Annotated in this window: 24 protein-coding genes; 10 read left to right on the top strand and 14 right to left on the bottom strand. The window is 72.2% G+C overall.

Annotation, left to right across the window (positions count from 1 at the left end; genetic code table 11):
* Nucleotides 1-66: 66 nt before the first annotated feature.
* Nucleotides 67-1,293, bottom strand: a complete 1,227-nt coding sequence (locus tag LN042_RS32085; protein WP_230054956.1) for an NAD(P)/FAD-dependent oxidoreductase — start codon at nt 1,291-1,293, stop codon at nt 67-69.
* A 131-nt stretch (nt 1,294-1,424) separates the two neighbouring features.
* Here LN042_RS32085 and LN042_RS32080 point away from each other — a divergent pair, with 131 nt between their 5' ends.
* Nucleotides 1,425-1,709: a hypothetical protein gene (locus tag LN042_RS32080; RefSeq protein ID WP_230054955.1), complete on the top strand. Its 285-nt coding sequence runs from the start codon at nt 1,425-1,427 to the stop codon at nt 1,707-1,709.
* A 16-nt stretch (nt 1,710-1,725) separates the two neighbouring features.
* Here LN042_RS32080 and LN042_RS37875 read toward each other — a convergent pair whose 3' ends face one another.
* The 5 genes from LN042_RS37875 to LN042_RS32055 all read right to left on the bottom strand — a co-directional run bounded on the left by LN042_RS37875 (nt 1,726) and on the right by LN042_RS32055 (nt 5,796).
* Complete coding sequence (locus LN042_RS37875) at nt 1,726-1,944, bottom strand: DUF6126 family protein (protein WP_230054954.1); 219 nt, start codon at nt 1,942-1,944, stop codon at nt 1,726-1,728.
* Nucleotides 1,941-2,285 (bottom strand): ArsR/SmtB family transcription factor, encoded by a 345-nt coding sequence (locus LN042_RS32070; protein ID WP_230054953.1) that lies wholly within the window; start codon nt 2,283-2,285, stop codon nt 1,941-1,943. The genes LN042_RS37875 and LN042_RS32070 overlap by 4 nt, the downstream gene beginning before the upstream one ends.
* A gap of 212 nt (nt 2,286-2,497) precedes the next feature.
* Nucleotides 2,498-3,280 carry a glucosamine-6-phosphate deaminase gene (locus tag LN042_RS32065; RefSeq protein WP_230054952.1) on the bottom strand — a complete coding sequence of 261 codons (783 nt, stop codon included), beginning with the start codon at nt 3,278-3,280 and terminating at the stop codon, nt 2,498-2,500.
* 105 nt (nt 3,281-3,385) lie between these two features.
* Nucleotides 3,386-4,138, bottom strand: a complete 753-nt coding sequence (locus tag LN042_RS32060) for a VOC family protein (protein WP_230054973.1) — start codon at nt 4,136-4,138, stop codon at nt 3,386-3,388.
* Nucleotides 4,139-4,329: 191 nt separating this feature from the next.
* A complete protein-coding gene (locus LN042_RS32055) occupies nt 4,330-5,796 on the bottom strand; it encodes an aminopeptidase P family protein (protein WP_230054951.1) in 1,467 nt (488 codons plus the stop codon).
* Nucleotides 5,797-5,940: 144 nt separating this feature from the next.
* Here LN042_RS32055 and LN042_RS32050 point away from each other — a divergent pair, with 144 nt between their 5' ends.
* Together LN042_RS32050 and LN042_RS32045 are read left to right on the top strand one after the other, a co-directional pair.
* Nucleotides 5,941-6,540 carry a helix-turn-helix domain-containing protein gene (locus LN042_RS32050; RefSeq protein ID WP_230054950.1) on the top strand — a complete coding sequence of 200 codons (600 nt, stop codon included), beginning with the start codon at nt 5,941-5,943 and terminating at the stop codon, nt 6,538-6,540.
* Between the two features lie 122 nt (nt 6,541-6,662).
* Nucleotides 6,663-6,863: a DUF6011 domain-containing protein gene (locus tag LN042_RS32045; protein ID WP_230054949.1), complete on the top strand. Its 201-nt coding sequence runs from the start codon at nt 6,663-6,665 to the stop codon at nt 6,861-6,863.
* Between the two features lie 37 nt (nt 6,864-6,900).
* Here the strand turns inward: LN042_RS32045 and LN042_RS32040 are convergent, their stop codons facing one another.
* Both LN042_RS32040 and LN042_RS32035 read right to left on the bottom strand, forming a co-directional pair.
* On the bottom strand, nt 6,901-7,674 hold the full coding sequence (locus LN042_RS32040) for a pyridoxamine 5'-phosphate oxidase family protein (RefSeq protein ID WP_230054948.1): 774 nt from the start codon (nt 7,672-7,674) through the stop codon (nt 6,901-6,903).
* Nucleotides 7,671-8,909, bottom strand: a complete 1,239-nt coding sequence (locus tag LN042_RS32035; protein WP_230054947.1) for a globin domain-containing protein — start codon at nt 8,907-8,909, stop codon at nt 7,671-7,673. The genes LN042_RS32040 and LN042_RS32035 overlap by 4 nt, the downstream gene beginning before the upstream one ends.
* 369 nt (nt 8,910-9,278) lie before the next feature.
* Here LN042_RS32035 and LN042_RS32030 point away from each other — a divergent pair, with 369 nt between their 5' ends.
* Nucleotides 9,279-9,500: a hypothetical protein gene (locus tag LN042_RS32030; protein ID WP_230054946.1), complete on the top strand. Its 222-nt coding sequence runs from the start codon at nt 9,279-9,281 to the stop codon at nt 9,498-9,500.
* A gap of 218 nt (nt 9,501-9,718) precedes the next feature.
* Here LN042_RS32030 and LN042_RS32025 read toward each other — a convergent pair whose 3' ends face one another.
* The 3 genes from LN042_RS32025 to ligD all read right to left on the bottom strand — a co-directional run bounded on the left by LN042_RS32025 (nt 9,719) and on the right by ligD (nt 11,745).
* Nucleotides 9,719-10,234: a mycothiol transferase gene (locus LN042_RS32025; RefSeq protein WP_308191899.1), complete on the bottom strand. Its 516-nt coding sequence runs from the start codon at nt 10,232-10,234 to the stop codon at nt 9,719-9,721.
* Nucleotides 10,235-10,391: 157 nt separating this feature from the next.
* Nucleotides 10,392-10,604, bottom strand: a complete 213-nt coding sequence (locus tag LN042_RS32020) for a hypothetical protein (RefSeq protein ID WP_230054945.1) — start codon at nt 10,602-10,604, stop codon at nt 10,392-10,394.
* A gap of 121 nt (nt 10,605-10,725) precedes the next feature.
* Entirely contained in the window at nt 10,726-11,745 is a 1,020-nt protein-coding gene (gene ligD, locus LN042_RS32015; protein WP_230054944.1) for a non-homologous end-joining DNA ligase, read from the bottom strand.
* 173 nt (nt 11,746-11,918) lie between these two features.
* Here ligD and LN042_RS32010 point away from each other — a divergent pair, with 173 nt between their 5' ends.
* The 3 genes from LN042_RS32010 to LN042_RS32000 all read left to right on the top strand — a co-directional run bounded on the left by LN042_RS32010 (nt 11,919) and on the right by LN042_RS32000 (nt 15,054).
* Nucleotides 11,919-12,836 carry an AurF N-oxygenase family protein gene (locus tag LN042_RS32010; RefSeq protein WP_230054943.1) on the top strand — a complete coding sequence of 306 codons (918 nt, stop codon included), beginning with the start codon at nt 11,919-11,921 and terminating at the stop codon, nt 12,834-12,836.
* Nucleotides 12,837-12,893: 57 nt separating this feature from the next.
* Nucleotides 12,894-14,465: an FAD-dependent oxidoreductase gene (locus LN042_RS32005; RefSeq protein WP_230054942.1), complete on the top strand. Its 1,572-nt coding sequence runs from the start codon at nt 12,894-12,896 to the stop codon at nt 14,463-14,465.
* Between the two features lie 91 nt (nt 14,466-14,556).
* Nucleotides 14,557-15,054 carry an HD domain-containing protein gene (locus LN042_RS32000; protein WP_230054941.1) on the top strand — a complete coding sequence of 166 codons (498 nt, stop codon included), beginning with the start codon at nt 14,557-14,559 and terminating at the stop codon, nt 15,052-15,054.
* 88 nt (nt 15,055-15,142) lie between these two features.
* Here the strand turns inward: LN042_RS32000 and LN042_RS31995 are convergent, their stop codons facing one another.
* The gene (locus tag LN042_RS31995) at nt 15,143-16,465 is read right to left on the bottom strand and encodes a cytochrome P450 (RefSeq protein ID WP_230054940.1); all 1,323 of its coding nucleotides are present in this window, start codon (nt 16,463-16,465) and stop codon (nt 15,143-15,145) included.
* A gap of 185 nt (nt 16,466-16,650) precedes the next feature.
* Here LN042_RS31995 and LN042_RS31990 point away from each other — a divergent pair, with 185 nt between their 5' ends.
* Nucleotides 16,651-17,007, top strand: a complete 357-nt coding sequence (locus LN042_RS31990; protein ID WP_230054939.1) for a PhlB family protein — start codon at nt 16,651-16,653, stop codon at nt 17,005-17,007.
* Between the two features lie 113 nt (nt 17,008-17,120).
* Here the strand turns inward: LN042_RS31990 and LN042_RS31985 are convergent, their stop codons facing one another.
* Entirely contained in the window at nt 17,121-18,005 is an 885-nt protein-coding gene (locus LN042_RS31985) for a DMT family transporter (RefSeq protein ID WP_230054938.1), read from the bottom strand.
* A 170-nt stretch (nt 18,006-18,175) separates the two neighbouring features.
* Nucleotides 18,176-19,720 (bottom strand): glycoside hydrolase, encoded by a 1,545-nt coding sequence (locus LN042_RS31980; RefSeq protein ID WP_230054937.1) that lies wholly within the window; start codon nt 19,718-19,720, stop codon nt 18,176-18,178.
* Between the two features lie 391 nt (nt 19,721-20,111).
* Between LN042_RS31980 and LN042_RS38150 the strand changes: the two genes are divergently transcribed.
* Complete coding sequence (locus LN042_RS38150) at nt 20,112-20,207, top strand: tryptorubin family RiPP precursor (protein WP_372495856.1); 96 nt, start codon at nt 20,112-20,114, stop codon at nt 20,205-20,207.
* Nucleotides 20,208-20,299: 92 nt separating this feature from the next.
* Complete coding sequence (locus LN042_RS31975) at nt 20,300-21,358, top strand: cytochrome P450 (protein WP_230054936.1); 1,059 nt, start codon at nt 20,300-20,302, stop codon at nt 21,356-21,358.
* The last annotated feature ends 32 nt before the right edge of the window (nt 21,359-21,390 follow it).

The raw sequence follows: 21,390 nt of genomic DNA, 5'->3' as shown, positions 1-21,390 counted from the left end.
GTGCGGGGACCGGCCCGTGCGGGCCCCGGTCGGCGGCATCCGCCGGCCGGGGCCCACTCACCGCGGTCAGACCTCGCCGAGCGGCACGTGGGGGTCCGCGAGGCGGGCCGGGTCCACCACCCGCTTGGAGACGATGAGTTCGCGGATCGGGTCGGTGACGTCCCAGACGTTGACGTTCATCCCGGCCAGCACCCGGTTGTCCTTCAGCCAGAAGGCGATGAACTCCAGGGACTTCACGTCACCGCGGAAGACCACCTCGTCGTAGCCGTCCGGCTCGACGTATCCCAGGTACTCCATGCCCAACTCGTACTGGTCGGTGAAGAAGTACGGCACCCGGTCGTAGGCCGCGTCCTGTCCGAGCATCGCCTTCGCGGCGGTCTGCGGCTGGTTGAGCGCATTGGCCCAGTGCTCGACCCGGATCTCCTTGTCGAACAGCGGGTGCCGGGCCCGGGCCACGTCGCCGGCGGCGAAGACGTCGGCGTTCGAGCTGCGCAGGCTCTCGCTGGTGAGGATGCCGTCGGACACCTCCAGGCCGGCCGCCTCGGCCAGCCGGGTGTTCGGCGCGACGCCGATGCCGACCAGGACCGCGTCGGCCGGGACGACGGTGCCGTCCGCCAGTCGGACCCCGGTCACCTTGCCGCCGTCGCCCTCGATGGCCTCGACCTTGACGCCGAAGCGCAGGTCCACGTCGTGGGCGCGGTGCAGATCGGCGAAGACCTGGGCGACCTCGCGGCCGAGCACCCGCAGCAGTGGCAGCTCCAGGGCCTCCAGCACGGTCACGGCGACGCCGGCGGCCCGGGCCGCGGCGGTGGCCTCCAGGCCGATCCAGCCGGCCCCGACCACCACCAGGCGCTGCGCGCTGCCGAACAGCTCGCGCAGCCGTTCGCTCTGCTGCACCGTCCGCAGGTAGTGCACGCCCGTCAAGTCGGCGCCGGGCACCGGCAGTCGGCGCGGCGAGGCGCCGGTGGTGAGCAGCAGCTTGGCGTAGTCCAGGGTGCTGCCGTCGGAGAGCGTCAGCCGGTGCGCGGCCGGGTCGATCGCCGTCACCGCTGTGCCGAGCCGCAGCTCCACGTCGTGCTCCCGGTACCACTCCTCGGGGTGGACGTAGATCTTCTCCCGAGCCTCCTTGCCCTGCAGGTAACCCTTCGACAGCGGGGGCCGCTCATAAGGGCGTTCGGTCTCCTCGGCGACCAGCACCAGCGGGCCCCGGTAGCCCTCCGCGCGCAGGGCCTCGGCCGCCTTGGCGCCGGCCAGGCCGCCACCGACGATGACGTGGGCAGTACTCTCGGTCACGCCTTCTCCTCAAACCTCAACCAATACCCCACTGGGCACTACGTGCACTCCCTCCCCATTCGGGCGCGCACTCACACGTGCCTGGGCGCACGATGGAGGAGTCCCAACCGGGCGGGCCGAGGAGGTCGTCGATGTCCGTGATGGAGCAGCAGGGCAAGTCCGCGCAGGGGGCGTCCAAGCCGCACCCTTTCCGCGACATGCTGGACGCGGTCTGGAACATCCGGTTGACCTGGGTGCTGATCATGATCGGCGTGTCCATGGGCCTGGGCATGTGCGCCTACCAGATCGGCACCGACCAGGTGGTCCAGATCATGGCGGCGTTCTGGGCCCTGACCGCGCTGGCGATCCTGATCTTCACGGCCCGCTGGCTCACCGAGCGGCCGGGGCGCGGCAGGCACCGCCGGGTGGCCCACTGACCGACCACCGGGGCGCTCAGTGCTTGTGGGCGCCCAGGAAGAACAGGAGCATCACGAAGAACGCGAAGAAGTGCGTTCCGGCGATGTAGATGGCGGCGCGGACCAGCGCCGCCCGCCGCTTGGTCCGCTCGTCGCGGACGGTCTGGCTGGCCTGGTGCGCGGCGGCGTCGGTGGGGGAGACGAACGGGCGCGCGGACTGCTCGGCCACGGTGTCCTCCGGTGTCGGTGCGCTCACCGGGCGACTCGCGGTGCGGCGTCCCGGAGCTGGGCCAGCAGGCTGCCCTGGTCGTTGATCATCTGGGTGAGGATCCGCCGGGCGGCCCGCAGCAGCTCGGCGACGTCCGGCGTGGACAGCGCGTAGACCACGGTGTTGCCTTCGCGGGTGGCGGTCACCAGGCTGCTGCGGCGCAGCACGGCGAGCTGTTGGGAGAGGCTGGACGGCTCGATCTCGATCTCCTCCAGCAGCTCCCGGACCGGCCTGGGGCCGTCCTGCAGCAGTTCGAGGACCCGGATCCGGGCGGGGTGGCCGAGGGTGCGGAAGAACTCCGCCTTGGCCTGGTACAGCGGTACCGGCATGTCCACTCCTCCCTGTTCCGCGAGCATCATCCACTGAATATGAAGAAATCTTCAAGTCGATGATCGTCCGGCTCGTGGTGCACCCCGGCTCGCAGGGCACTCCGACCCGCGGTGCACCCCCGGCTCGCAGGGCCCCCGGCTCGCAGTGCACCCCGGGGAAGGACGCCGGAGGGCACCGGCTGCGGCCGGCGCCCTCCGGGACCGGCGCGGGCTCAGAGCGACTGCCAGTCGGGCTTGGCCGCGTAGGTGGCCCGGAAGTAGTCGGCCAGCCTGAGCTCGGCGGCCGCGGCCTCGTCCACCACCACCGTGGCATGCGGGTGCAGTTGCAGGGCCGAGGCGGGCACCAGGGCGCAGAGCGGGCCCTCGACGGCCTGCACGACCGCATGGGCCTTGGCCGCGCCGGTGGCCAGCAGCACCAGGTGGCGGGCCTCCAGGATGGTGCCGATGCCCTGGGTGAGCACGTGGTGCGGCACCTCGTCCGGGCTGTCGAAGAAGCGCGCGTTGTCCGCCCGGGTCTGCTCGGTCAGGGTCTTGATCCGGGTGCGCGAGGCGAGCGAGGAGCACGGTTCGTTGAAACCGATGTGCCCGTCGGTGCCGATGCCCAGCAGCTGGAGGTCGACGCCGCCGCCGGCGGCCAGCTCGCGGTCGTAGGCGAGGGCGGCGGCGGCGATGTCCTCGGCCGCGCCGTCCGGGCCGGTGAAGCGCTCGCCGGGGATGCCCAGCGGCTCCAGCACCTCGCGCAGTAGTACCTCGCGGTAGGACTGGGGGTGGCCGGCGGGCAGGCCCACGTACTCGTCGAGCTGGCAGACCCTGGCCCGCGAGACGTCGAGCGTTCCCGCCTCCACCTTGGCCTCCAGGGCCCGGTAGACCGGCAGCGGTGTCGACCCGGTGGCCACGCCGAGCAGCGCGTCGGGCTTGCGAGTGAACAGCTCCGCGATCGCCGTGGCGATCAGCTCGCCGCCCGCCGCCGCGTCGGGAACGATCACTATCTCCATCTTGACCCACCGTCCGGAAGCGTGTATGTAGAGGTCTAGACCAATCTGCGCGAGTTTACCGCGCCGGTCGACCGCTCCGGAACCCGCCTCCGGGGGGAGGTCCGCTCAGCCTCTCGGCGGCGCGATGACGCAGAACGACGCACCGCCGTCGTCCCGGGCCACCGCCATCCGGCCGTAGGGGGAGTCGGTCGGTTCCACCAGGACCTGGCCGCCGAGCTCGGTGATCTGAGCCGCCGTGGTGTCGGTGTCGCTGACGTGGAAGTAGGTGTTCCAGAAGGACGGGCCGCCCGGCGGGATCATCGGCGGCAGCTCGCCGATCCCGCCGACCGGTGAACCGTGCAGCTTGATCACGGTGTAGTCCATGCCCGGGATCGCGTCGTACTCGTAGCCGAAGACCTGGTGGTAGAAGTTGCGGGCCTGGTACGGATCGGTGGACAGGTTCTCGTTCCAGGTGAAGGCGCCCGGCTCGTTGGCGAGGCCGGAGCCGATGTGGCCGCCCGCCTGCCAGAGGCCGAACATCGCGCCGGCCGGGTCCTTGGCCATCGCCCAGCGCCCGGCCTGCGGCACGTCCAGCGGGCCGTTCAGCACCTCGCCGCCCGCGTCCCGGATCCGCGCGGCCACCGCGTCGATGTCCTCTGCCGCCAGATAGGTGGTCCAGTGGGTCTTGCCGACCCCGGGCTCGGGGGAGATGGCCGCCACCGGGACGTCGTGCTTGAGGGCCATCCGGTAGTGGCCGCCCTGCTCCCCGGTGTCGAAGTAGGTCCAGCCGAACAGCTCCTGGTAGAAGGCCATCGCCCGCTCGGCGTCCGGGGCGGCGAGGTCGACCCAGCACGGGACGCCCTCGCGGTAGGCGGTCATCTTGGTCACGGGTCTGCCCTCCAGCGGTGGTGCACGGGTGTGCGGCCAGGCTCGGCCAGCCGGCCGCACCTCGCAACCGGGAGGCCACCGGAGAGGGGCCCCGGCGCGGCGTCGCGGTGGTGCCCGCCGCGCCGGCGGCCGGACCCGGGGCCCGGGCCGCCGTCACCGCGCCGCCGCGCCGGAGGGCGGCGTCAGCCGCGCAGCCGGGACATCCAGGCCTCGATCTCCTCCACCGTCCTGGGCAGGGCGGCGGAGAGGTTCTCGTTGCCGTCGGCGGTGACCAGGATGTCGTCCTCGATCCGGACGCCGATGCCGCGGTACTCCTCGGGCACGGTCAGATCGTCGGACTGGAAGTACATGCCCGGCTCGACGGTGAGCACCATCCCGGGGGCCAGCGTCCCGTCGACGTACGACTCGGTGCGGGCCTTGGCGCAGTCGTGGACGTCCAGACCGATCATGTGGCCGGTGCCGGCCAGGGTCCAGCGCCGCTGCAGGCCGAGGGCGAAGACCTCGTCCGCCGTACGGTCGCCCAGCAGCCCCCAGGAGACCAGGTACTCGGCCAGGGTCCGCTGGGCGGCGTCGTGGAAGTCCCGGAAGGCGGCACCGGGCTTGACCGCGGCGATGCCGGCCTCCTGCGCCGCGAGCACCGCCTCGTACACCTTGCGCTGGATCGGGCTGAAGCGACCGCTGACCGGTACGGTGCGGGTGACGTCGGCGGTGTAGAGGTTGTTGGTCTCCACACCGGCGTCGAGCAGCAGCAGCTCACCGGGGCGGGCCTCGCCGTCGTTGCGGACCCAGTGCAGGGTCGTGGCGTGCTCGCCGCCGGCGCAGATCGAGGAGTAGCCGACGTCGTTCCCCTCGGTCCGCGCGCGCAGGAAGAAGGTGCCCTCGATCCTGCGCTCGGAGGTCGGTTGGTCCGGGCCGAGGATCCGCACGACGTCCTCGAAGCCGCGGGCGGTCGCCGCGCAGGCGAAGCGCAGGTCGCCGATCTCGAACTCGTCCTTGACCAGGCGCATCCCGGAGAGGAAGACGCGGAACTCCTCGTCGCGGTCGGCGGTCGCCCGCTGCCCCAGGGCGGCCTCGACGCCCGGGTCGTGGCCGCGCAGCACGCGGACCGGACCGGTGGCCTCGGCGAGCCGTCCGGTCAGCGTGCGGACGTCCCGGCAGGGCAGGCCGAGGAGTTGCTCGTTCTCGGCGAGGCTGTTGCGCCGGCCGTCCCAGAGCTCACCGTGGTAGTCCTGCCAGAACTCGCCGCTCCCACGGTCGGAGCGGGGCCGCAGGTAGGCGAACGCCTGGTGCGCGCCGTCCTCCCCGGGCTCCAGGACCAGCACGGCGTCCTGCGACTGGTCCCCCGTCAGGTAGACGTAGTCGGAGGACGGCCGGAAGGGGTAGTCCGCGTCGTTGGAGCGGACCTTCGGGTTGCCGGCGGGGACCACCAGCAGCTCACCGGGGAAGCGCGCGGAGAGCTCGGCCCGGCGGCGCGCCGTGTACGCGGCCTGCGGGAGGGGCTCCAGGTCGCGCCGCTCGGTGTCCGCCCAGCCTTGCTTCATGTTCTGGACGAGCTCGTCGCTCACTTCCCGGAGCAGACCGTTCTTCCGGTTCGTGCGCTCGCTGTCGGAGTCCTCGGGGAGCTGGGTCTCGGCTATCCGCTCGGTCACAACCGTCTCCTGATTCGTTCGGCTACGTCAGCGGTCCGGTCGGCGGTGGCCCGCCGCCTTCGAGGGGGCGATCGGCATTATGATCTCGTCCCACTGACACGGTCCGTACGGTATCCCGAACGACAGTGGGAGAGAAGAGGAAGCGTGAGCGTCGCGGAGGGATCGGTCCGGGATGTGCTGGCCGCCAATCTGAAGCGGGTGAGGACCGAGCGCGGGCTGTCGCTCTCCGAGCTCTCCCGCCGGTCGAAGATCGGCAAGGCCACGCTCTCGCAGGTGGAGTCGGGCACCGGCAACCCCACCATCGAGACGGTGTTCGGCCTCTCGCGCGTGCTGCAGGTGCCGATCTCCGACCTGCTGGAGGGCGGGCCCGGTACCGGGGCGACGGTGGTCCGCGCCGCCGACGTCGAGGTCCTCAGCGGCGAGGGCGTCGAACTGCGCCCGCTGCGGCGGATCGAGTCCGGCGACTCGGTGTTCGAGATCTACGACCAGCAGGTCCGGGCCGGTTGCACGCAGGAGTCCCGCGGCCACATCGGCACCGAGCACACCGTGGTCCAGAGCGGTCGGCTCGGCGTGCGGATCGGCGGGAGCGAGGTGGAGCTGGGGCCCGGCGACTACGTGGGGTTCGACGCGGCGATGCCGCACTCCTACACGGCCCTGGACGGTCCGGTGCGCTCGGTGCTGCTGCTGCACAACCAGGCGGAGGAGCGGCTGCACCTGACCGGCCCGACCACCGCCCCGCCGTGACCGCCGCCCTGCCCCGTAAGTGATGGCGGTCCCGACGCCGTTCGGTTCAGCGAACGAGGTCGGGAGCTCTGAGGGCCCTGCTCCCTCTGGTGCCGCCCCTGGGCCTGGGTAGGCTCGCCGCCATGACCAGCCGACCCGCCCCCGAGCCGCCGCTGCCCGTCGAGGAGCCGGAGCGGCTCGCCGTCCGCGTGACCTGCCGCGCCTGCGGTCGCCCGCTGCACGACCCGGAGTCCCGCCTGCTGCGCTACGGGCCGGGCTGCCGCCCGGGGACCGACCCGGTGCGGCGGCACGACGTCGACCAGGACGCGCTACCCGGCCTCTGATCCGCCGCTCCTGGCTGAGCTCCCGCTCGTCCCCGCCCTACCGTCCGCGCATCTGGCGCCAGCCCTCGCGGGCGACCGCGGCCGGGCGCCGGGCCCAGGACGGGGTGCGCGGCAGCGGCACCTGGCCGTGTTCCGGCTGCTGCGGCTCGGGCCGGGCCGGCTCGGGCTCGGCCCGGGCGTGCTCCGCGGCGGGCGGCTGCGGGACCACCGCGGAACCGGTGAAGTAGTCGGGGTCCTTGGGGCGTTGGGGCCGGAGCTTGGTGCCCTGCGGTGCCGGCAGCAGGTGCGGGATGTGCTTGGAGCAGTGGATGTAGGCCTCGTCCACCGACAGGTGCACCCACAGCTCCGCGCGCCGGCCGGGCGCGGTCTCCTGCGGCAGTTGCGGATAGGCGGTGCGCAGCGCGTCGTCGGGGCGCAGGTGCGCGGTGCCGTTGATGTGCAGGCCTATCCGGTCGCCGCTGAAGTCCACGAAGAGCAGGCCGAGATGGGGGTTCTCGGTGATGTTCCCGGCGCTCGCCATCACTCCGTTGCCGCGGTACTCGGGGTAGGCGAGGGTGTGGTCGTCCAGCACCTGCACGAATCCGGGCGGGCCGCCCCGGAAGCTGGCGTCGCAGGCGCCGTGCCCGTCGGCGGTGGCGAGGAACACCATGGTCTGGCGGGCGATGAACTCCCGCATCTGCTGGGTGAGGCAGGGGCGCACCTGCCGCTGGTAGAACTGGGCGGCCCGCTCCTCGGTGCCCAGGCGCTGCTGCAACTGGTGCTCGCCGGCCGAACCGAAGCGCACGCCCGAGTCGGTGCCGGGACGGGTCACGGTTGATCCACCTCGTCGAGGGAGACGAACGGGTCGTGGAAGAGGCGCTCCAGCGGGATGCCGCCGCGGCGCAGCACCCGGGCGGCGCTGACGACCATCGGGGCCGGGCCGGCCAGGTAGGCGTCGTGGTGCGGCCAGGGTCCGTGCTGAGCAAGCGCGGTGAGCAGTTGCATGCCGCTGTCGGCGGTCTGCTCGTCGGCCACCGCGGCGCGAACCGCGAGCCAGGGGTGGCGCTGGGCGAGTTGGTAGAGGTCGTCCAGGTCGTAGAGCTCCTCCAGGGTGCGGGCGCCCACGAACAGGTCGATCGGCCGCCGCGAACCGTCCAGCACCGCTTGCTCGATCAGCGCCCGGATCGGGGCCAGGCCAGTGCCGCCGGCCACGCAGAGCACCTTGCGCGGCAGCGTCGGGTCCAGCATCAACTCGCCCAAGGGCGGCCCCAGTCTGACCACGTCGCCGACCACGGCGCGCCGCACCAGGGCGTTGCTGACCCGGCCGCCGGTGACCGCGCGCACCTGGAAGGTGATGGTGCCGTCGGGGCGCGGCGCGTTGGCGGGGGAGTAGTAGCGCCAGGTCTTGGGCCACCAGGGGGTGTCCATGCTGACGAACTGCCCGCCGGTGTACGGATAGGGCTGGTCGGTCCGGACGGTGATCTCGGCGAGGTCGCCGGCCCGGCGGCGGTGGCCGACCACCGTGGCGTTCCAGACCGCGGGCCGGTGCCTGGCGTCCTCGATGGCGGCCGAGTCCATGGCCTGGGCGGCGGTGTTGTAGGCGGCGACCCAGGCGGCGGCCGCCTCAGGGGTCCAGGCCGGACCGGCGAAGTGCTCCAGGGTGGCGAGCAGGCACTCGCCGACCGCGCCGTAGTGCTCGGTGACGGTGCCGAACTTCCGGTGGTCGCGGCCCAGGTTCGCGCAGAACTCCGCCAGGTGACGCGGGTCGTCGACGAGTTCGACGATCAGGAGCAGCGCGCGCAGCAAACGGTCCTGCTGGACGTCCAGTTGGGCCGGGAAGAGCTCACGGACGCCGGGGTGGCGCTCGAACAGGGTCGCGTAGAAGAACCGCGGCAGATCGGCGGCACAGGGTTCCACCGCGGCGCGGACCGATCGGATCAGCTCTATTTGACGTCGCGTCAGGAGCTGCCCGGGCTCAGGCAGTTGAGGGCCTGCGGCAGACCAGTCGACGGCCGGCGGAGCCGTCGTGGCAAGATCGCCGTCGCGCTGGAGGGAGTGGAACTTCACAGTGGTTCTCCTGACCAGTTCGTAGCCCCCCGACGGCTGCCGACCTTCGGCATGAGCTGGACAGATTCTGCCGAGCGAGCCGAACTCCGCCAAGGTCAATCCCGTGAAGACTGTGTGAGGGTGAACCGTTGGCGTAATCGACCGGCGACTGATAATGACCGTCACGCGGAGCTGGGGATCGATTCCGCAGCGTAGGGTCGGCGGCCCCGGGGCCCAGTGAAGTGGCTGACCGCGGAACGCGGGGATCCGCCGCTCGGCAGGGTGCGGGGTCAGGGATTCGCCGACGGAACAGGTGAGAGCTTTGTGAAGCAAATATGTGCGTATCCTCTGCGCCGCTCGCGCGTTGAACCCGGCATGAAGAAGCGCTGCATGCTTGCCGTCACCTCGCTCGCCGTCGGCGTCGCCGCCTCCCTGGCCGCGCCCAGTGCCCATGCCGCCGAGTCGCTCGGCGACGGCACCACCCCGAACTTCACGGGCAATCACCTGCTGCCCCTGCCGCTGGATGGGCTGCTCGGGCGCCAGCAGCAGACTGCCGGCGGCCAGCAGCCGACCACCAGCACCACCGGGAACCTGCTCCCGGGCCTCGGGTAGCACAGCCGGTCGGGCCGGTCGCCCGGCCCGCAGCAGCACCGCTTGTCGGCCGCTTTGTCGGCCGCTGCGCTGAAGGTGACCGATGGGGTGTCAGGCACGTCGGCGGCGATCCTGGCGATCCGCTCGCCGCCGGCTGCCGGGTCGACGCGTCCCGCTCGCCGCCGGCGGCCCGGTCGACGCGTCCCGCTCGCCGCCGGCTGCCCGGTCGACGCTCCCGTTCAGCTGCGGGTCAGGCAGCCGCGCACCAGGGCGGCCTGACCGACGTGCTGGAGGTCGTCCGCCAGGGTGCTGATCAGCCGGGCGCCCAAGGTCACCGGTGGCTCCCACATCGCGTCCACGATCCGCGCGTAGTCGCGCTCGTGCAGCCTGCCGAGGTAGTCCACGGTCTGCAGATGGGTGGCCTCGTAATAGCCGGCCAACTGCTCGGCGGTCGCGGAGAACTTGTCCACCTGGGCGCTGGAGGCGCCGTAGCCGGTGGCGTCGGCCCGGTAGGGCAGGGCGAACCGGCGCTGCCAGTCCTGGGCGCGCCACACCTCGGGCAGGTCGGCGACGTCCGACACCTGCACGTCCTGCACCCGGGTGAGGTGCCAGACCAGCCAGCCGATGGAATTGGTGTGGCCGTCCGGACCCCGCCAGGACAGCTGCTCGGGGCTGAGGCCGTCCAGCACCTCGGTCACCGCCTCCTGAACGCGCTCGAAGCCGTCGATCAGCAGCCTGGCGCTCGCCATCGTCATGCTCGCCCTCACTTCGCCGCCCGGTGTTGCGTCCAGCATGGCCGCACCGGCCCGGCCGGGCGCGCAGATCGCGGCGGCCGGGCGGATCAAGCGCCCGATCGGCGGAGCGGGCGCGCCGCGGGCGATCGGCGGAGCGGGCCGCCTGGTCCGGCAGCCGTCAGCGGCCCAGCAGCCCCGCGAAGTCGGTGCCGAGGTTGGCCAGCTTGGTCAGGTCACCGAGGTCGGTGATGCCGCCGACCGGGATGCTGTAGGGGTGGCCCTGCTTGGACGGCGCCGGGTCGTCGGTCGTGGCGGTGGCCGGGCCGACCGCCGCGAGCAGGGCGGCGGCCAGCAGGGCGGCGGCGGTGGTCAGGCGGGCGGTGGTGCGCATCGGGGCCTCCGAAGACGGGTGAGGAAGACGTTGGAAGAAGACGGGGGAAGAGGAATGGAGGAGGAAGACGGGAAAGGTGCCGCACGGTGCAACGCCGGCGTCCGGCGGTGGTCACGCGCCGTCACTCGGTCGGCTCTTCGCGGATCACCTCGGTGGGCTTCTTGTCGCCGCGGACTCCCAGGTAGCGCGGCTGGCGCAGCACGCCGCCGCTGGTCCACTCGGTGAAGGCGACCTGCACCACCAGTAGCGGCTCGACCCAGTGCACGCGCGGCTCGCGCGGCGCCGGTTGGAACGGCGACTCGGGGCGGGCGGTGGAGTCGAAGAAGGTCCGCAGCGCCTCCAGGGTGCGGCGGTCGAAGCCGGTGCCGACCTTGCCCGCGTAGCGCAACGCGTCGCCCTGGTAGTAGCCGAGCAGCAGCGCGCCGAACCCGGAGCGGCCGCCGCTGGTCGGCTCGGTGAAGGCGCCGACCACGAACTCCTGGGCCCGCAGGCACTTGAGCTTCAGCCAGCCGTCGGTGCGCCCGGACCGGTACCGGCCCTCGGCCGCCTTGGCGATCAGCCCCTCCCAGCCCTGGGCGCAGGCCTCGGCGAGCAGCGCGACGGCGTCCCCGGTGCGGTGCGGGGTGTAGCGGAGCGGTTCGGTGAAGTCGATGGCCCGGCGCAGCAGCGTCTTGCGGCCGCGCAGTGGCAGTCGGGTGGTGTCGGCGCCGTCCAGCCAGAGCAGATCGAAGAGGTGCAGCACCACGGCCACTCCGGTGCGGGCGATGGCACGCACCTCGGTCAGGCCCATCCGCTGCTGCAGCAGGGCGAAGTCGGTGCGGTCGCCGCGCATCGCGGTGATCTCGCCGTCGACCACGAAGGCCCGGCACGGCTGGGCGAGCAGGGCGGCGACCAGCTCCGGGTAGGAGGCGTTCAGCGACTTGCCGGTGCGCGAGCGCAGCCACACCTGGTCGTCGAGACGCAGGGCCAGCGCCCGGATGCCGTCCAGCTTCCGCTCGAAGACCCAGCCGTCGTCGAAGGTCTGACGCTTCGTCAGCTCCGCCAGTATCGGTGGCTGGTCGATCAGCCGCTCGGCCTGGTCGGGCGGGAGCGGGTGCAGCAGCTCGCGCAGCTGGTCGGGGAGCAGGGTGAGCGCGGACATCTGCCTTCGTCCTCGGCGGCGGTGGCCCTCACGTTAGCCGGGGGAGCGGGTGTGGAGCGGGAGGCGCGACCCCACTGCTGCTTCTGTGCCGTGCACGGGTCTGGTCGGGGCCCGATTCTTATTGTACATTGCGTCTAATAAGGCACGGTGGCGGCGGCAATCGGAGGACGGTCATGGCGAGGACCGGAACGGCGACGAGCAGACTCGGCCACACGACTGCCGACGAGGACGTCTCGCAGCGGCTGCTGGACTCGGCCGCGCAGCTCTCCTACGACCCGGCGGTGGAGATCGACTGGGACGCCCCGCTCTCGCCCGACCACTACGGACTCAACCCCGAGTGGAGCACCCTCTACGGCACCCCGCTGTGGCGCGAGATGACCCAGGAGCAGCGGATCACGCTGACCCGGCACGAGGTCTGCTCGATCATGAGCACCGGCATCTGGTTCGAGATGATCCTCCAGCAGATGGTGCTGCGCGACCAGTACCTCAAGGACCACGCCGGTGCGGAGTTCCGGTTCGCCCTCACCGAGATCGCCGACGAGTGCCGCCACTCCATCATGTTCGCCCGTGCCTGCGAGAAGATGGGCGCCCCGGCCTACCTGCCCAGCCGGCCGGTCGCCGAGGCCGCGCGCGCATTCAAGACCCTGGCCGGCGGCGAACTCGCCTACGGCGGCATCCTGGTGGCCGAAGAGGTGCTCGACGTGATGCAGCGTGACTGGATGCGCGGCGAGGACGTGCTGCCGATCGTGCGGAGCGCCTCGCGGATCCACGTGGTCGAGGAGTCCAGGCACATGAAGTTCGCCCGCCAGGAGATCCGCGAACGGCTGCGCGGCGCAGGGCCCGTGCGCCGCCACAACAGCGCGCTGGGCACGGCGGTCGCCGCCGCCGTGATCCTCGGCAGCATGGTCAACAAGCGGGTCTACGCCGCTGCCGGCCTGGACGTCGAGCGGGCCGTCGCCGAGGTCAAGGCCAGTCCGCACCGCAAGGCGATGATGCGCACGAGTTCCGCCCACCTGATCCACTTCCTCGGTGAGGTGGGCCTGCTCACCCGCCCGGCAGTGCGGATCTACCAGAAGCTGCACATGATCTGACGCCAAGTCAAGCCTCAGCAGCCCCTGGCCGGAACCAACCCGAGGATCACCGCCCCCATGGCCTACGCGATCATCCAGAACTGCTGCACCGATGCGACCTGCATCTCGGTCTGCCCGGTCAACTGCATCCACCCCACCCCCGGCGAGCCGGACTACGGGCACACCGACCTGCTCCACATCGACCCGGACGCCTGCATCGACTGCGGCGCCTGCGCCGATGCCTGCCCGGTGGACGCGATCTTCCCGGTGGACCGGCTGGCCGGCTCACTGGTCCACTACGGCGAGGTCAACCGCCAGTACTACCAGGACAATCCGAACAGCCACGCCTGGGGCAAGCCGGACTTCCCGCGCAGCGTCCCGGCCGACCTCGGCACCCTGCGAGTGGCCGTGGTCGGCACCGGCCCCGCCGCGGCCTACACCGCCCAGGAGTTGCTGCGGACCGCCGGCGCCGAGATCACCATGATCGACCGGCGGCCGATGGCCGGCGGCCTGCTCCGGCACGGAGTGGCCCCCGACCACCAGGCCACCAAGCGGATCGGCGACAGCTTCGCCCAGCTCTACCGGAACCCGCGGCTGCGGCTGCACCTCAACGTCGAGGTCGGACGCGACCTCTCCGCTGCGGACCTGGCCGCCCACCACCATGCCGTGGTGCACGCGGTGGGTGCCCCCGGCGAACGTCGACTCGGCGTCCCCGGCGAGGAGTTGCCCGGAGTGCTGAGCGCCGGCACAGTGGTCGGCTGGTACAACGCCGACCCGGACGTGCCGGCCTTCGCCGTCGACCTCGCCGCCGAGCGCGCGGTGGTGGTCGGCAACGGCAACGTCGCACTGGACATCGCCCGGGTGCTGCTCTCCGACCCGGAGCGGCTGGCCGGCACCGACATCGCCGACCACGCGCTGGCCGCGCTGCGCACCGGCTCGCTGCGCGAGGTGGTGCTGCTCGCCCGGCGCGGCCCGGCCGACGCCGCCTACACCGCACCGGAGTTCCTCGCGCTGCGCCAACTGCCGGGCGTCCGTGTGGTGGTGGCCTCCGATGAGGAGCCGCTCGGGACGGCTCCGGGCAAGTCGGCGCTGCTGCACGGGCTGCCGGTCGAGACGGTGGACTGGACCAGGCCCGCGCCGGCCGGCCGCCGGATCGTGCTGCGGTTCCTGGACCGGCCCGCCGAGTTCCTCGGTCAGGGCCGGGTCGAGGCCGTCCGGCTGGCGTCCGGTGGGCTGATCCCCGCCGGACTGGTGGTGCGCGCGATCGGCTTCCGCGGGGTGCCGCTGCCCGGCCTGCCCTTCGACGAGGCCACCGGGCGGGTGCCCAACCTGGGCGGCCGGGTGACGGCCGGGACGTATGTCGCGGGCTGGGTCAAGCGCGGCCCGAGCGGCGGCATCGGCACCAACCGGGCTTGCGCCAAGGAGACGGTGGACGCGCTGCTCGACGACGCGGCCGCCGGGCTGCTGCCGCCGCCACCGCGCAGCGCGGCCGACTTCGACCGCCTGGTTCGCCGCCGCTGCCCCGGCGCCACCGGTCTGCCCGAGCTGCGCGCCATCGACCGGCTGGAACGCGAGCGTGGCGCCGCGAGCGGCCGGCCCCGGGTCAAGCTCGCGACCGCTGCCGAACTCCTGTCCGTACGAGGCCGATAGAGTGCTGTCCCCGGTCCGGGGCCCGGCCTACAGTCGAGGGGCCGGGAGTTCGCCCGAGCGACCGGGAGCCGCCGACCCAGGAGAGCCCGCCATGACACTGACGGTTGCCGACGTCGACGCCCTCGCCGAGCGGGCGCACGCCGGTCAGCTGGACAAGACCGGCGTCCCCTACATCAAGCACGTCCGCGCCGTCGGGAACGCGTTGGCCCCGTTCGGACCGCACGCGCAGATGGCCGGGCTGCTGCACGATGTGCTGGAGGACTCCGACTGGACCGCCGAGGGCCTGCGGGCGGCGGGGGTGCCGGAGGTGGTGGTGGACACCGTGGTGGCCGTGTCCAACGTGGCCGGGGTCTCCTACGAGGAGATGATCCGGTCGATCGCGGGCAAGCCGCGGGCCACCCTGGTCAAGATCGCCGACAATGCCCACAACTCGCTGCCCGAGCGGCTCGCCGAACTGGCCCGACCGGATCGCGAGCGAGTCGCCGCCAAGTACCGGGCGGCCCGCCGGGTGCTCTGGCCGGCCGCCCCGAGCGTGGACATCGCGGTGATCGTGGGACGGGTCAATCCGGCCCTGCTGTCCGAGCTCTGACCGGTTCCGGCAGCGCCCCGGCGGGCGGCGAGTCCGGCGCTCGGTAGCCGCCACCAGGTCGACGCGAACGCCGTGCCGTGGCGGCCGGTCATCCTGTCGGGCCGGCGGTGGCCGTGACGACCGCCGGGGTGGGGCCGTCGGGGCGCACGGTGAAGCCGAAGGCGGCGCGCGGTGGCGTGCCGCACAAGGTCACGGAGAAGGCGGGGAGCAGTTCTTCGAGCAGCGCCACCGACTCGCGCAGCGCGAACTGCATGCCGAGGCAGGCGCGCGGACCGAGGCCGAACGGCAGGTAGGCGCCCTGCTCGGCCGGTCGGCCGCCGGGTCGGGTGAAGCGGGTGGGGTCGAACCGCTCCGGCTCCGGCCAGCGGGCCGGGTCGCGGTGGGTGAGGTACGGGCAGACCAGTAGATCGGTGTCGGCCTCGATGGCGAAGCCCGTCACGGTGTCGGCCTCGGCGGTCCAGCGCGGCAGGATCCACGCGGACGGGTAGAACCGCAGCGTCTCGTGGACCAGGGCCTGGAGAGCCTCGCGGCGTTCCGGGGAGCCGGCGGGGCCGCTCGCCAGCGCCTGCTCGCGGGCCTCGGGGTGGCGGTCGAGCAGCAGGTAGAGCCAGGTCAGCGTGGTGGCGGTGGTCTCGTGGCCGGCCAGCATCAGGGTGACCAGCTCGTCCCGGATCAGCTTGTCGGTGTACTCGGGCCGTTCCGCCGAGGCCTCCAGCAGCACCTGGAGCAGGCCGGGGCCGTCTGGGCCGGGCGGCGCGGTGCGGGCGGCCTCGATGGCGCGGTGGGCGATCGCGTCGATCCGCTCCAGGAAGGCGGCCACCGCCTCGTGGGCCTCGACGGAGTCGTCGGGCAGCCGCGGCAGCGCGGCCACCACGGTGCCCACCAGCTCCAACTCGGCCTCGGTGGCAGCGTCCAGCACGAAGCCGGTGAGCGAGCGCCAGATGGTGTCCAGGGCGAAGTGGCGCATCTCGGTGGCGATGTCGAACTCCCGACCGGTGCGGGCGTGGTCGGCCCAGCGGATGGCGGCAGCCCGGGCCGCCCCGGCGATCCGCTGCTCGTAGCGGCGCATCCCCTGGCCGGTGAACTGCGACTGCAGCAGCCGCCGTTGGTTCTTCCAGGCATCGCCGGTGGCGGACAGCACGCCGTCGCCGATCAGCAGCCGGGCGCGGTGCGAGCGCTTGACGTAGCGATCCGCGTGCTGCGCCAGCACGTGCTGGACGGCGCGCGGTTCGGTGACCAGCACGGTGGGCCGCGCGCCGCCCAGCCGGACCGCGGCCAGACCGCCGACCCGCTCGCGGGCCAGGGCGAGCAGCTCTGCCAACTCCCCGCCGCCGGCCTGCCAGCGGGCGATCTCGGCGGGATCCAGCTCGGGCACGGGAGTCTTCGGCGGGGCGCCGGTCTCGGTGACCACGGGATGCTCCTGTTCGGCTGCTGCGGGCGGGTCCTGACGGACCGTCGACCTCACGGACTGTACGCGATCGGGCGTCCGTGGTGACAGCCCGCCTTGGCCGGACGGGAGGGGCACTCAGTGCCTTGCGCGCTGGCACTGAGTGCCATATCGTCTCCGCACACTGGCTGAATCGGAGGGAACGACCCGTGCAGCAGACGCTCATCCCCGAAGCCCCCGTCGAGGACGGGACCGTGCTCCACTACCGCCAATGCCGCTGGTGCAGCTCGCCGACCGAGCACTACCGGCTGCTCTGCCCCGTGTGCGGCTCCACCGACATGGCCGAGCTGCGCAGCGCGGGTGAGGGCGTGGTGCGCCGGATCGGCGCGGTGGTCCGCTCCCAGGTGCTGGAGCACCGGATCCGGCAGCACTGCGCGATCACCTTGGACGAAGGGCTGACCATCTCCGCCGTGGTGACCGCGAGCCGCTACGAGGTGGTTCCGGTCGGCACCCGGGTGCGGCTGCACACGGCGGCCGGCGACACCGCGGAGTTCCGGCTGGCCTGACCCGGCCAGTGCTTCCCGCCGGCCAGTGCTCTCCGGCAGCCGGGCCCAGACGGCGGTGGGGCTCAGGCGGCGGTGGGGCTGAGGCGGCGGTCGGGCTGAGGCGGCAGTCGGGCTCAGACGGCGGCCGGCGCCCCTCGCTTGCTGGAGTTCTCGGCCATCCCGTCGGCCAGCCGGGAGCGGGAGAGGCCGATGCAACCCGCAAGCACCACGCCCATCGCGACCACCTGCGGGATCAACCACCAACCGGTGCGCAGGGTCTCGGCGAAGAGCGTCACACCGTAGCTGGTGCTGATCAGCGCGTCACCGATGCTCAGCATCGGCTGCGAGGCGGCCAACGAGCCGGCCTGCAGCGCGTTCTGCAGCACGAAGAGCGAGCCCACCCCCAACGCGGCCGTCGCATAGAGCTGCCAGCCGGTGAACAGCGCCCCGGCGCCGTGGTCCAGCCGGGCCATCGCGTCCTTCATCAGCGCCGCGGTCAGCGCGTAGCCGCAGGCCGCCGCCAGGCCGAGGGCGGCGGCCCGGGCGTTGCCGTGCACCCTCAGCCCGATGCTGAGCGTGACGGCCAGGAACAGCCCGGTGGCCAGCAGCGCCACCGGCCAGGAGTCGGGCGAGACCGAGGAGTTGCCGCCGCTGGGCGCGGCAGCGGTGAGGAAGAGCGCCAACCCTCCGGCCACCGCCGCTATCGCCACCCAGACGTCCCGCGAGAACCGCGAGCCGTGGAACAGCAGACCGCCGAGCACCAGGGTGAACGGCAGTTCGATCACGAAGATCGGCTGGACGATCGCGATCGGGCCGGTGGCGAGGGCCACGGCCTGGCAGACGGCTGCCACCACGCTCATCGCGATCCCGCCCAACCAGACCGGTCTGTGCAGCAGATCGCGCAGCAGCTGGAAGCGCAGGGCGTCTTCCTCCGGTGCGGTGGCAGCGGCCCGGCGCTGCAGCACCGAGGCGGTGCCGTTGCTCAGGGCGGTCAGTACGGCGAACAGGATCGAGATCACGTCTCCATCATCCGCCGTCGAACGGTGCGGCGCGGCCCGGTTTTTAATGATCCTCCGGGGAACCGCCGCTCTCTGGCAGGTCGGTGAGCCCACAAGTGCACTGCTCAATCCGGTTGCAGACCCCGCCCGGCGGTCCGCACCGCCGGGCGGGGCCGCGACTCTGCGCGGTGTCAGCGCAACACGCGGTGGCGCGCCGGGGCCGCCGGGACGGTCGCCGGCCCGGCCGCGATCGACGCGGCGCGCAGGGTGCCGGGATCGAGGAGCCCGCTGTACACGTCGGTCGGGTTGCTCGGGTCGGTGTTGGCCGTCACCAGGATGGGGCGCAGCCGGCCGCCGTCGGTGATCAGGCCCTCGTAGTCGCCGAGGAAGTGGCCACCCGCGTCCGGTGCCCGCAGCCAGTCGAACACCGGCGAGATCTGCCGTTCCACCGCCGCGTTCTCCCGGCCGCGCGGGAAGCTGAGCAGCCAGGCCGCGCCGGGCAGCGTGGTGGTGTCGCCGGGCGTCAGGTACCGCAGGTCGTAGTAGCTGACGGCGACCGTGCCGTGCTGGTCGACGGCGATCGACGGGGTGAAGGCGGGGGCGTCCGGGGCCTGGTTGATCCGGATCGGCGTGCTCCAGTCGGCACCGCCGTCGGTGGAGTGGACCAGCTCGATCGAGTCGTACTGTCCGCCGCTGAAGTCCGAGCCCTCGTAGGCGAGGTAGAGCTCGCCGGTCTGCGGGTCGATGGCCACGCTGGGCAGTCCGGCGCCGGCCCGCAGTGACTTGCTCGGGTCGGTCGGCGCGTTCGGATCCACCTCGTCGACCGCCGTGTCGGCGACCACCGGCACCGGCTTGCTCCAGGTGCGGCCCTGGTCGGTGGAGCGGACGAAGGCGAAGTGGGTCTCCTTGGTGGTGTTGCCGGTGGCGTCGGTGGCGGTGATCCACTGGAAGAAGTCGTAGAGCGTGTCGGTGTGCGCGTCGGCCACGATCACATTGCCGATGGTCTGCGAGTACGGCACCGCCGAGGTGTCCACGAACGGCCGCGCGGGGGACCAGGTGCGGCCGTGGTCGCGGGTGATGGAGATGTAGGAGGGGCCGTCGTAGGAGGTGGCGGTCTGGTCGATCCGGTCCCAGACCTGGTAGGCGGTGCCGGCGTGCACCGGGTCGGCGGTCACCGAGTTCTTGTCGTCGGTGACCGCTGGATCGGTGTCCTGGATCAGGTTGCTGACGTGCTGCCAACTGCGGCCGCCGTCACGGGAGGTGGCGGCGGCGACCCCGTTGGTGGAGTCGGTGGCGTCGAACACCAGGGCGCTGCTGTAGGCGGTGCCGTCCGACCCGAAGCTGACCCAGCCGTCCGAGGCGCGCTGGTAGGGCAGGCCGCCGGGAGCGCAGTGGGTGAACGGCAACGCGGTCTGGGTGAAGTGCACGCCGTCCGTCGAGTAGCTCGAACTCAGGCCCCTGGCACCGCCGTTGGACCAGCGATCCTGCTGGTAGACGCCGATCACGTGGTTCGGGTCGCGCGGGTCGGCGGCGGCGTACGGCTCGTCCTCGGCCGACGGGTAGTTGGTGCCGGGCCCGTCGCCGCTGATGTCGCAAGCTGCGTACGGGTCGCCGGGGGAAACCAGGGTGAGCGGCCAGGGTGAGTCGGCCGCGCCGGCCGGTGTGCCGGTCACGGCGGCGGCGATTGCGAGCGCCACGGTCGCGGTGGCGAGTGGTGCTCTGCTGCGGAACTTCATCGGTACCCCCAAGGACGTCGGCTGGTTGTGCCGGTGGTCGAACTGGGTGGTGCGAAGCGGCCGGTGGGAGCCGGGTGGTGCGGGCTGCGCGGGTGGGTCGACCGGCTGCCGCGGCGATCCCGGCAGCTGATCGCGAGGAGTCTAGCCAGCTGTTCGGGGCTTGGGCAGTCCTCGGCACGCCCGAATGCGTCGGGCGAAAACGGATCGACGCACTTGTGGGGTTCACGGGTGGGGGAAATTTTTTGAGATTTCATCAAGTGAATGGGATGAACCGGACACCTGACGGACCGGTGGCCATCTTTCTTGATCCAACCGTTGACAGCGGTGCTGGTGGGGGGCTTCACTCTCTCCAGCGCACTGAAATACCGAATTCAGTTGCGAGTAGATCCGGATGGAGATGACAGAGATGAAGATGCTGTTTGCGATCCGCAACACCATTAGCGGCAAGCAGAGCCTGAAGAAGGCCACCTGGTACCTCTGGTACTAAGCCGGTGGTAATCGTCCCCGCTCCCGGGGCGGGGACGAGCCCCCCGGTCACCCTTCGACGAACCTTCAGCACCGCCGGCCCCGGAGACCCGCATGCCGCTCACCGCCCGATCGCAGAGCCGAACCACCGTGTTCGCGCCGCGTCTCGCTGCCCTGCTCCGGGACCACCTCGGCCAGGACGTGTTCCGTCTGGAGCCCGACACCATCGGGATCGCCGGTCCCGAGGTGATGGACCGGGTGCTCGCCGCCCGGCGCGCCACCGAGACCGAGCGCCCCACCTTCAAGCCCCTGCACGGCCGCTCGATCGGCCGCCCCGAGGCCTCCGCGGTGATGCGGACCATCGGGGGAGACGTCCGGGAGGCACTGAAGAAACCCATTCCGGAGAATGTCGACCTGAGCGGTCCGTGGCCGATCACCGGTCATTTCTTCCTGCGCGACATCATTCTCGGAAACGACCCCTACCGGTTGCGGCTGCTGATGAGCCGCAACCTGGAATTGACGCCGAAACTCACCTGGTCGGTCATTGCCGCCGGCGCCGCGCTGCCCTGGCGGCCCGGCCCGGGGGACCGGCCGACCGGAGTGGCGCGGCTGTTCGCCGACGCCACCGGATACCAGGGCCGCCGTCATGCGATGGGAATGTACCGGCGAGCCGCCGCCCCGGTCTGCTTCACCGTCTCCACCCTGGTGGCCAACGCCCTCTGGCTCGGCGCGCCCTTCGACGAGGGCGTCTCCAACCGGAACATCATCCACGAGTCGGCGCGCCTGCTGCCGCCCTCCTGGAACCTCCTGCGCTACGCCTCCCCCGAGTACCCGGCCATCGACGCGCGCATCGGCGCCGCCGACGACGTGCTGGTCCTGCCGCTGCTCTCGCACCGCGACCCGGCCCTGTGGGACGCGCCCGAGGAGTTCCGCCCCGAGCGCTGGGATTCGATCGACCCGGACACCGCTCCCGGCTACCTGCCGTTCGGCCACGTCTCCGAACGCTGCTGGGGCCGCCACATGGTGATGCCGCTGGCGGAACTGCTGCTCGACATGATCCGCCGCCAGGGGCTGACGGTCGACCCGGAGCAGCAGCGCGCCAAGGTGCCGCTGCTCGGGCTGCTCGGCGTGGACGAGGTCAAGCTGGTGCCGGCGGCCCGCGGCGCCCGGTGAACCGCAGCTCGTCGACGAGCCGTTCCTCGACC

The sequence above is a fragment of the Kitasatospora humi genome, from assembly GCF_020907985.1.
GTDB classification, from domain to species: domain Bacteria; phylum Actinomycetota; class Actinomycetes; order Streptomycetales; family Streptomycetaceae; genus Kitasatospora; species Kitasatospora humi.
Note: the sequence above shows the minus strand (reverse complement) of the source record. Positions and strands in the feature narration are given on the sequence as shown.

Excerpts from the sequence above, each read along its gene's own strand:
- LN042_RS32080 (WP_230054955.1), top strand. The coding sequence starts at position 1,425 with ATGTCCGTGATGGAGCAGCAGGGCAAGTCCGCGCAGGGGGCGTCCAAG.
- LN042_RS32070 (WP_230054953.1), bottom strand. The coding sequence starts at position 2,285 with ATGCCGGTACCGCTGTACCAGGCCAAGGCGGAGTTCTTCCGCACCCTC.
- LN042_RS32065 (WP_230054952.1), bottom strand. The coding sequence starts at position 3,280 with ATGGAGATAGTGATCGTTCCCGACGCGGCGGCGGGCGGCGAGCTGATC.
- LN042_RS32060 (WP_230054973.1), bottom strand. The coding sequence starts at position 4,138 with ATGACCGCCTACCGCGAGGGCGTCCCGTGCTGGGTCGACCTCGCCGCC.
- LN042_RS32045 (WP_230054949.1), top strand. The coding sequence starts at position 6,663 with ATGACCAGCCGACCCGCCCCCGAGCCGCCGCTGCCCGTCGAGGAGCCG.
- LN042_RS32030 (WP_230054946.1), top strand. The coding sequence starts at position 9,279 with ATGCTTGCCGTCACCTCGCTCGCCGTCGGCGTCGCCGCCTCCCTGGCC.
- LN042_RS32025 (WP_308191899.1), bottom strand. The coding sequence starts at position 10,234 with ATGACGATGGCGAGCGCCAGGCTGCTGATCGACGGCTTCGAGCGCGTT.
- LN042_RS32020 (WP_230054945.1), bottom strand. The coding sequence starts at position 10,604 with ATGCGCACCACCGCCCGCCTGACCACCGCCGCCGCCCTGCTGGCCGCC.
- ligD (WP_230054944.1), bottom strand. The coding sequence starts at position 11,745 with ATGTCCGCGCTCACCCTGCTCCCCGACCAGCTGCGCGAGCTGCTGCAC.
- LN042_RS32010 (WP_230054943.1), top strand. The coding sequence starts at position 11,919 with ATGGCGAGGACCGGAACGGCGACGAGCAGACTCGGCCACACGACTGCC.
- LN042_RS32005 (WP_230054942.1), top strand. The coding sequence starts at position 12,894 with ATGGCCTACGCGATCATCCAGAACTGCTGCACCGATGCGACCTGCATC.
- LN042_RS32000 (WP_230054941.1), top strand. The coding sequence starts at position 14,557 with ATGACACTGACGGTTGCCGACGTCGACGCCCTCGCCGAGCGGGCGCAC.
- LN042_RS31980 (WP_230054937.1), bottom strand. The coding sequence starts at position 19,720 with ATGAAGTTCCGCAGCAGAGCACCACTCGCCACCGCGACCGTGGCGCTC.
- LN042_RS38150 (WP_372495856.1), top strand. The coding sequence starts at position 20,112 with ATGGAGATGACAGAGATGAAGATGCTGTTTGCGATCCGCAACACCATT.
- LN042_RS31975 (WP_230054936.1), top strand. The coding sequence starts at position 20,300 with ATGCCGCTCACCGCCCGATCGCAGAGCCGAACCACCGTGTTCGCGCCG.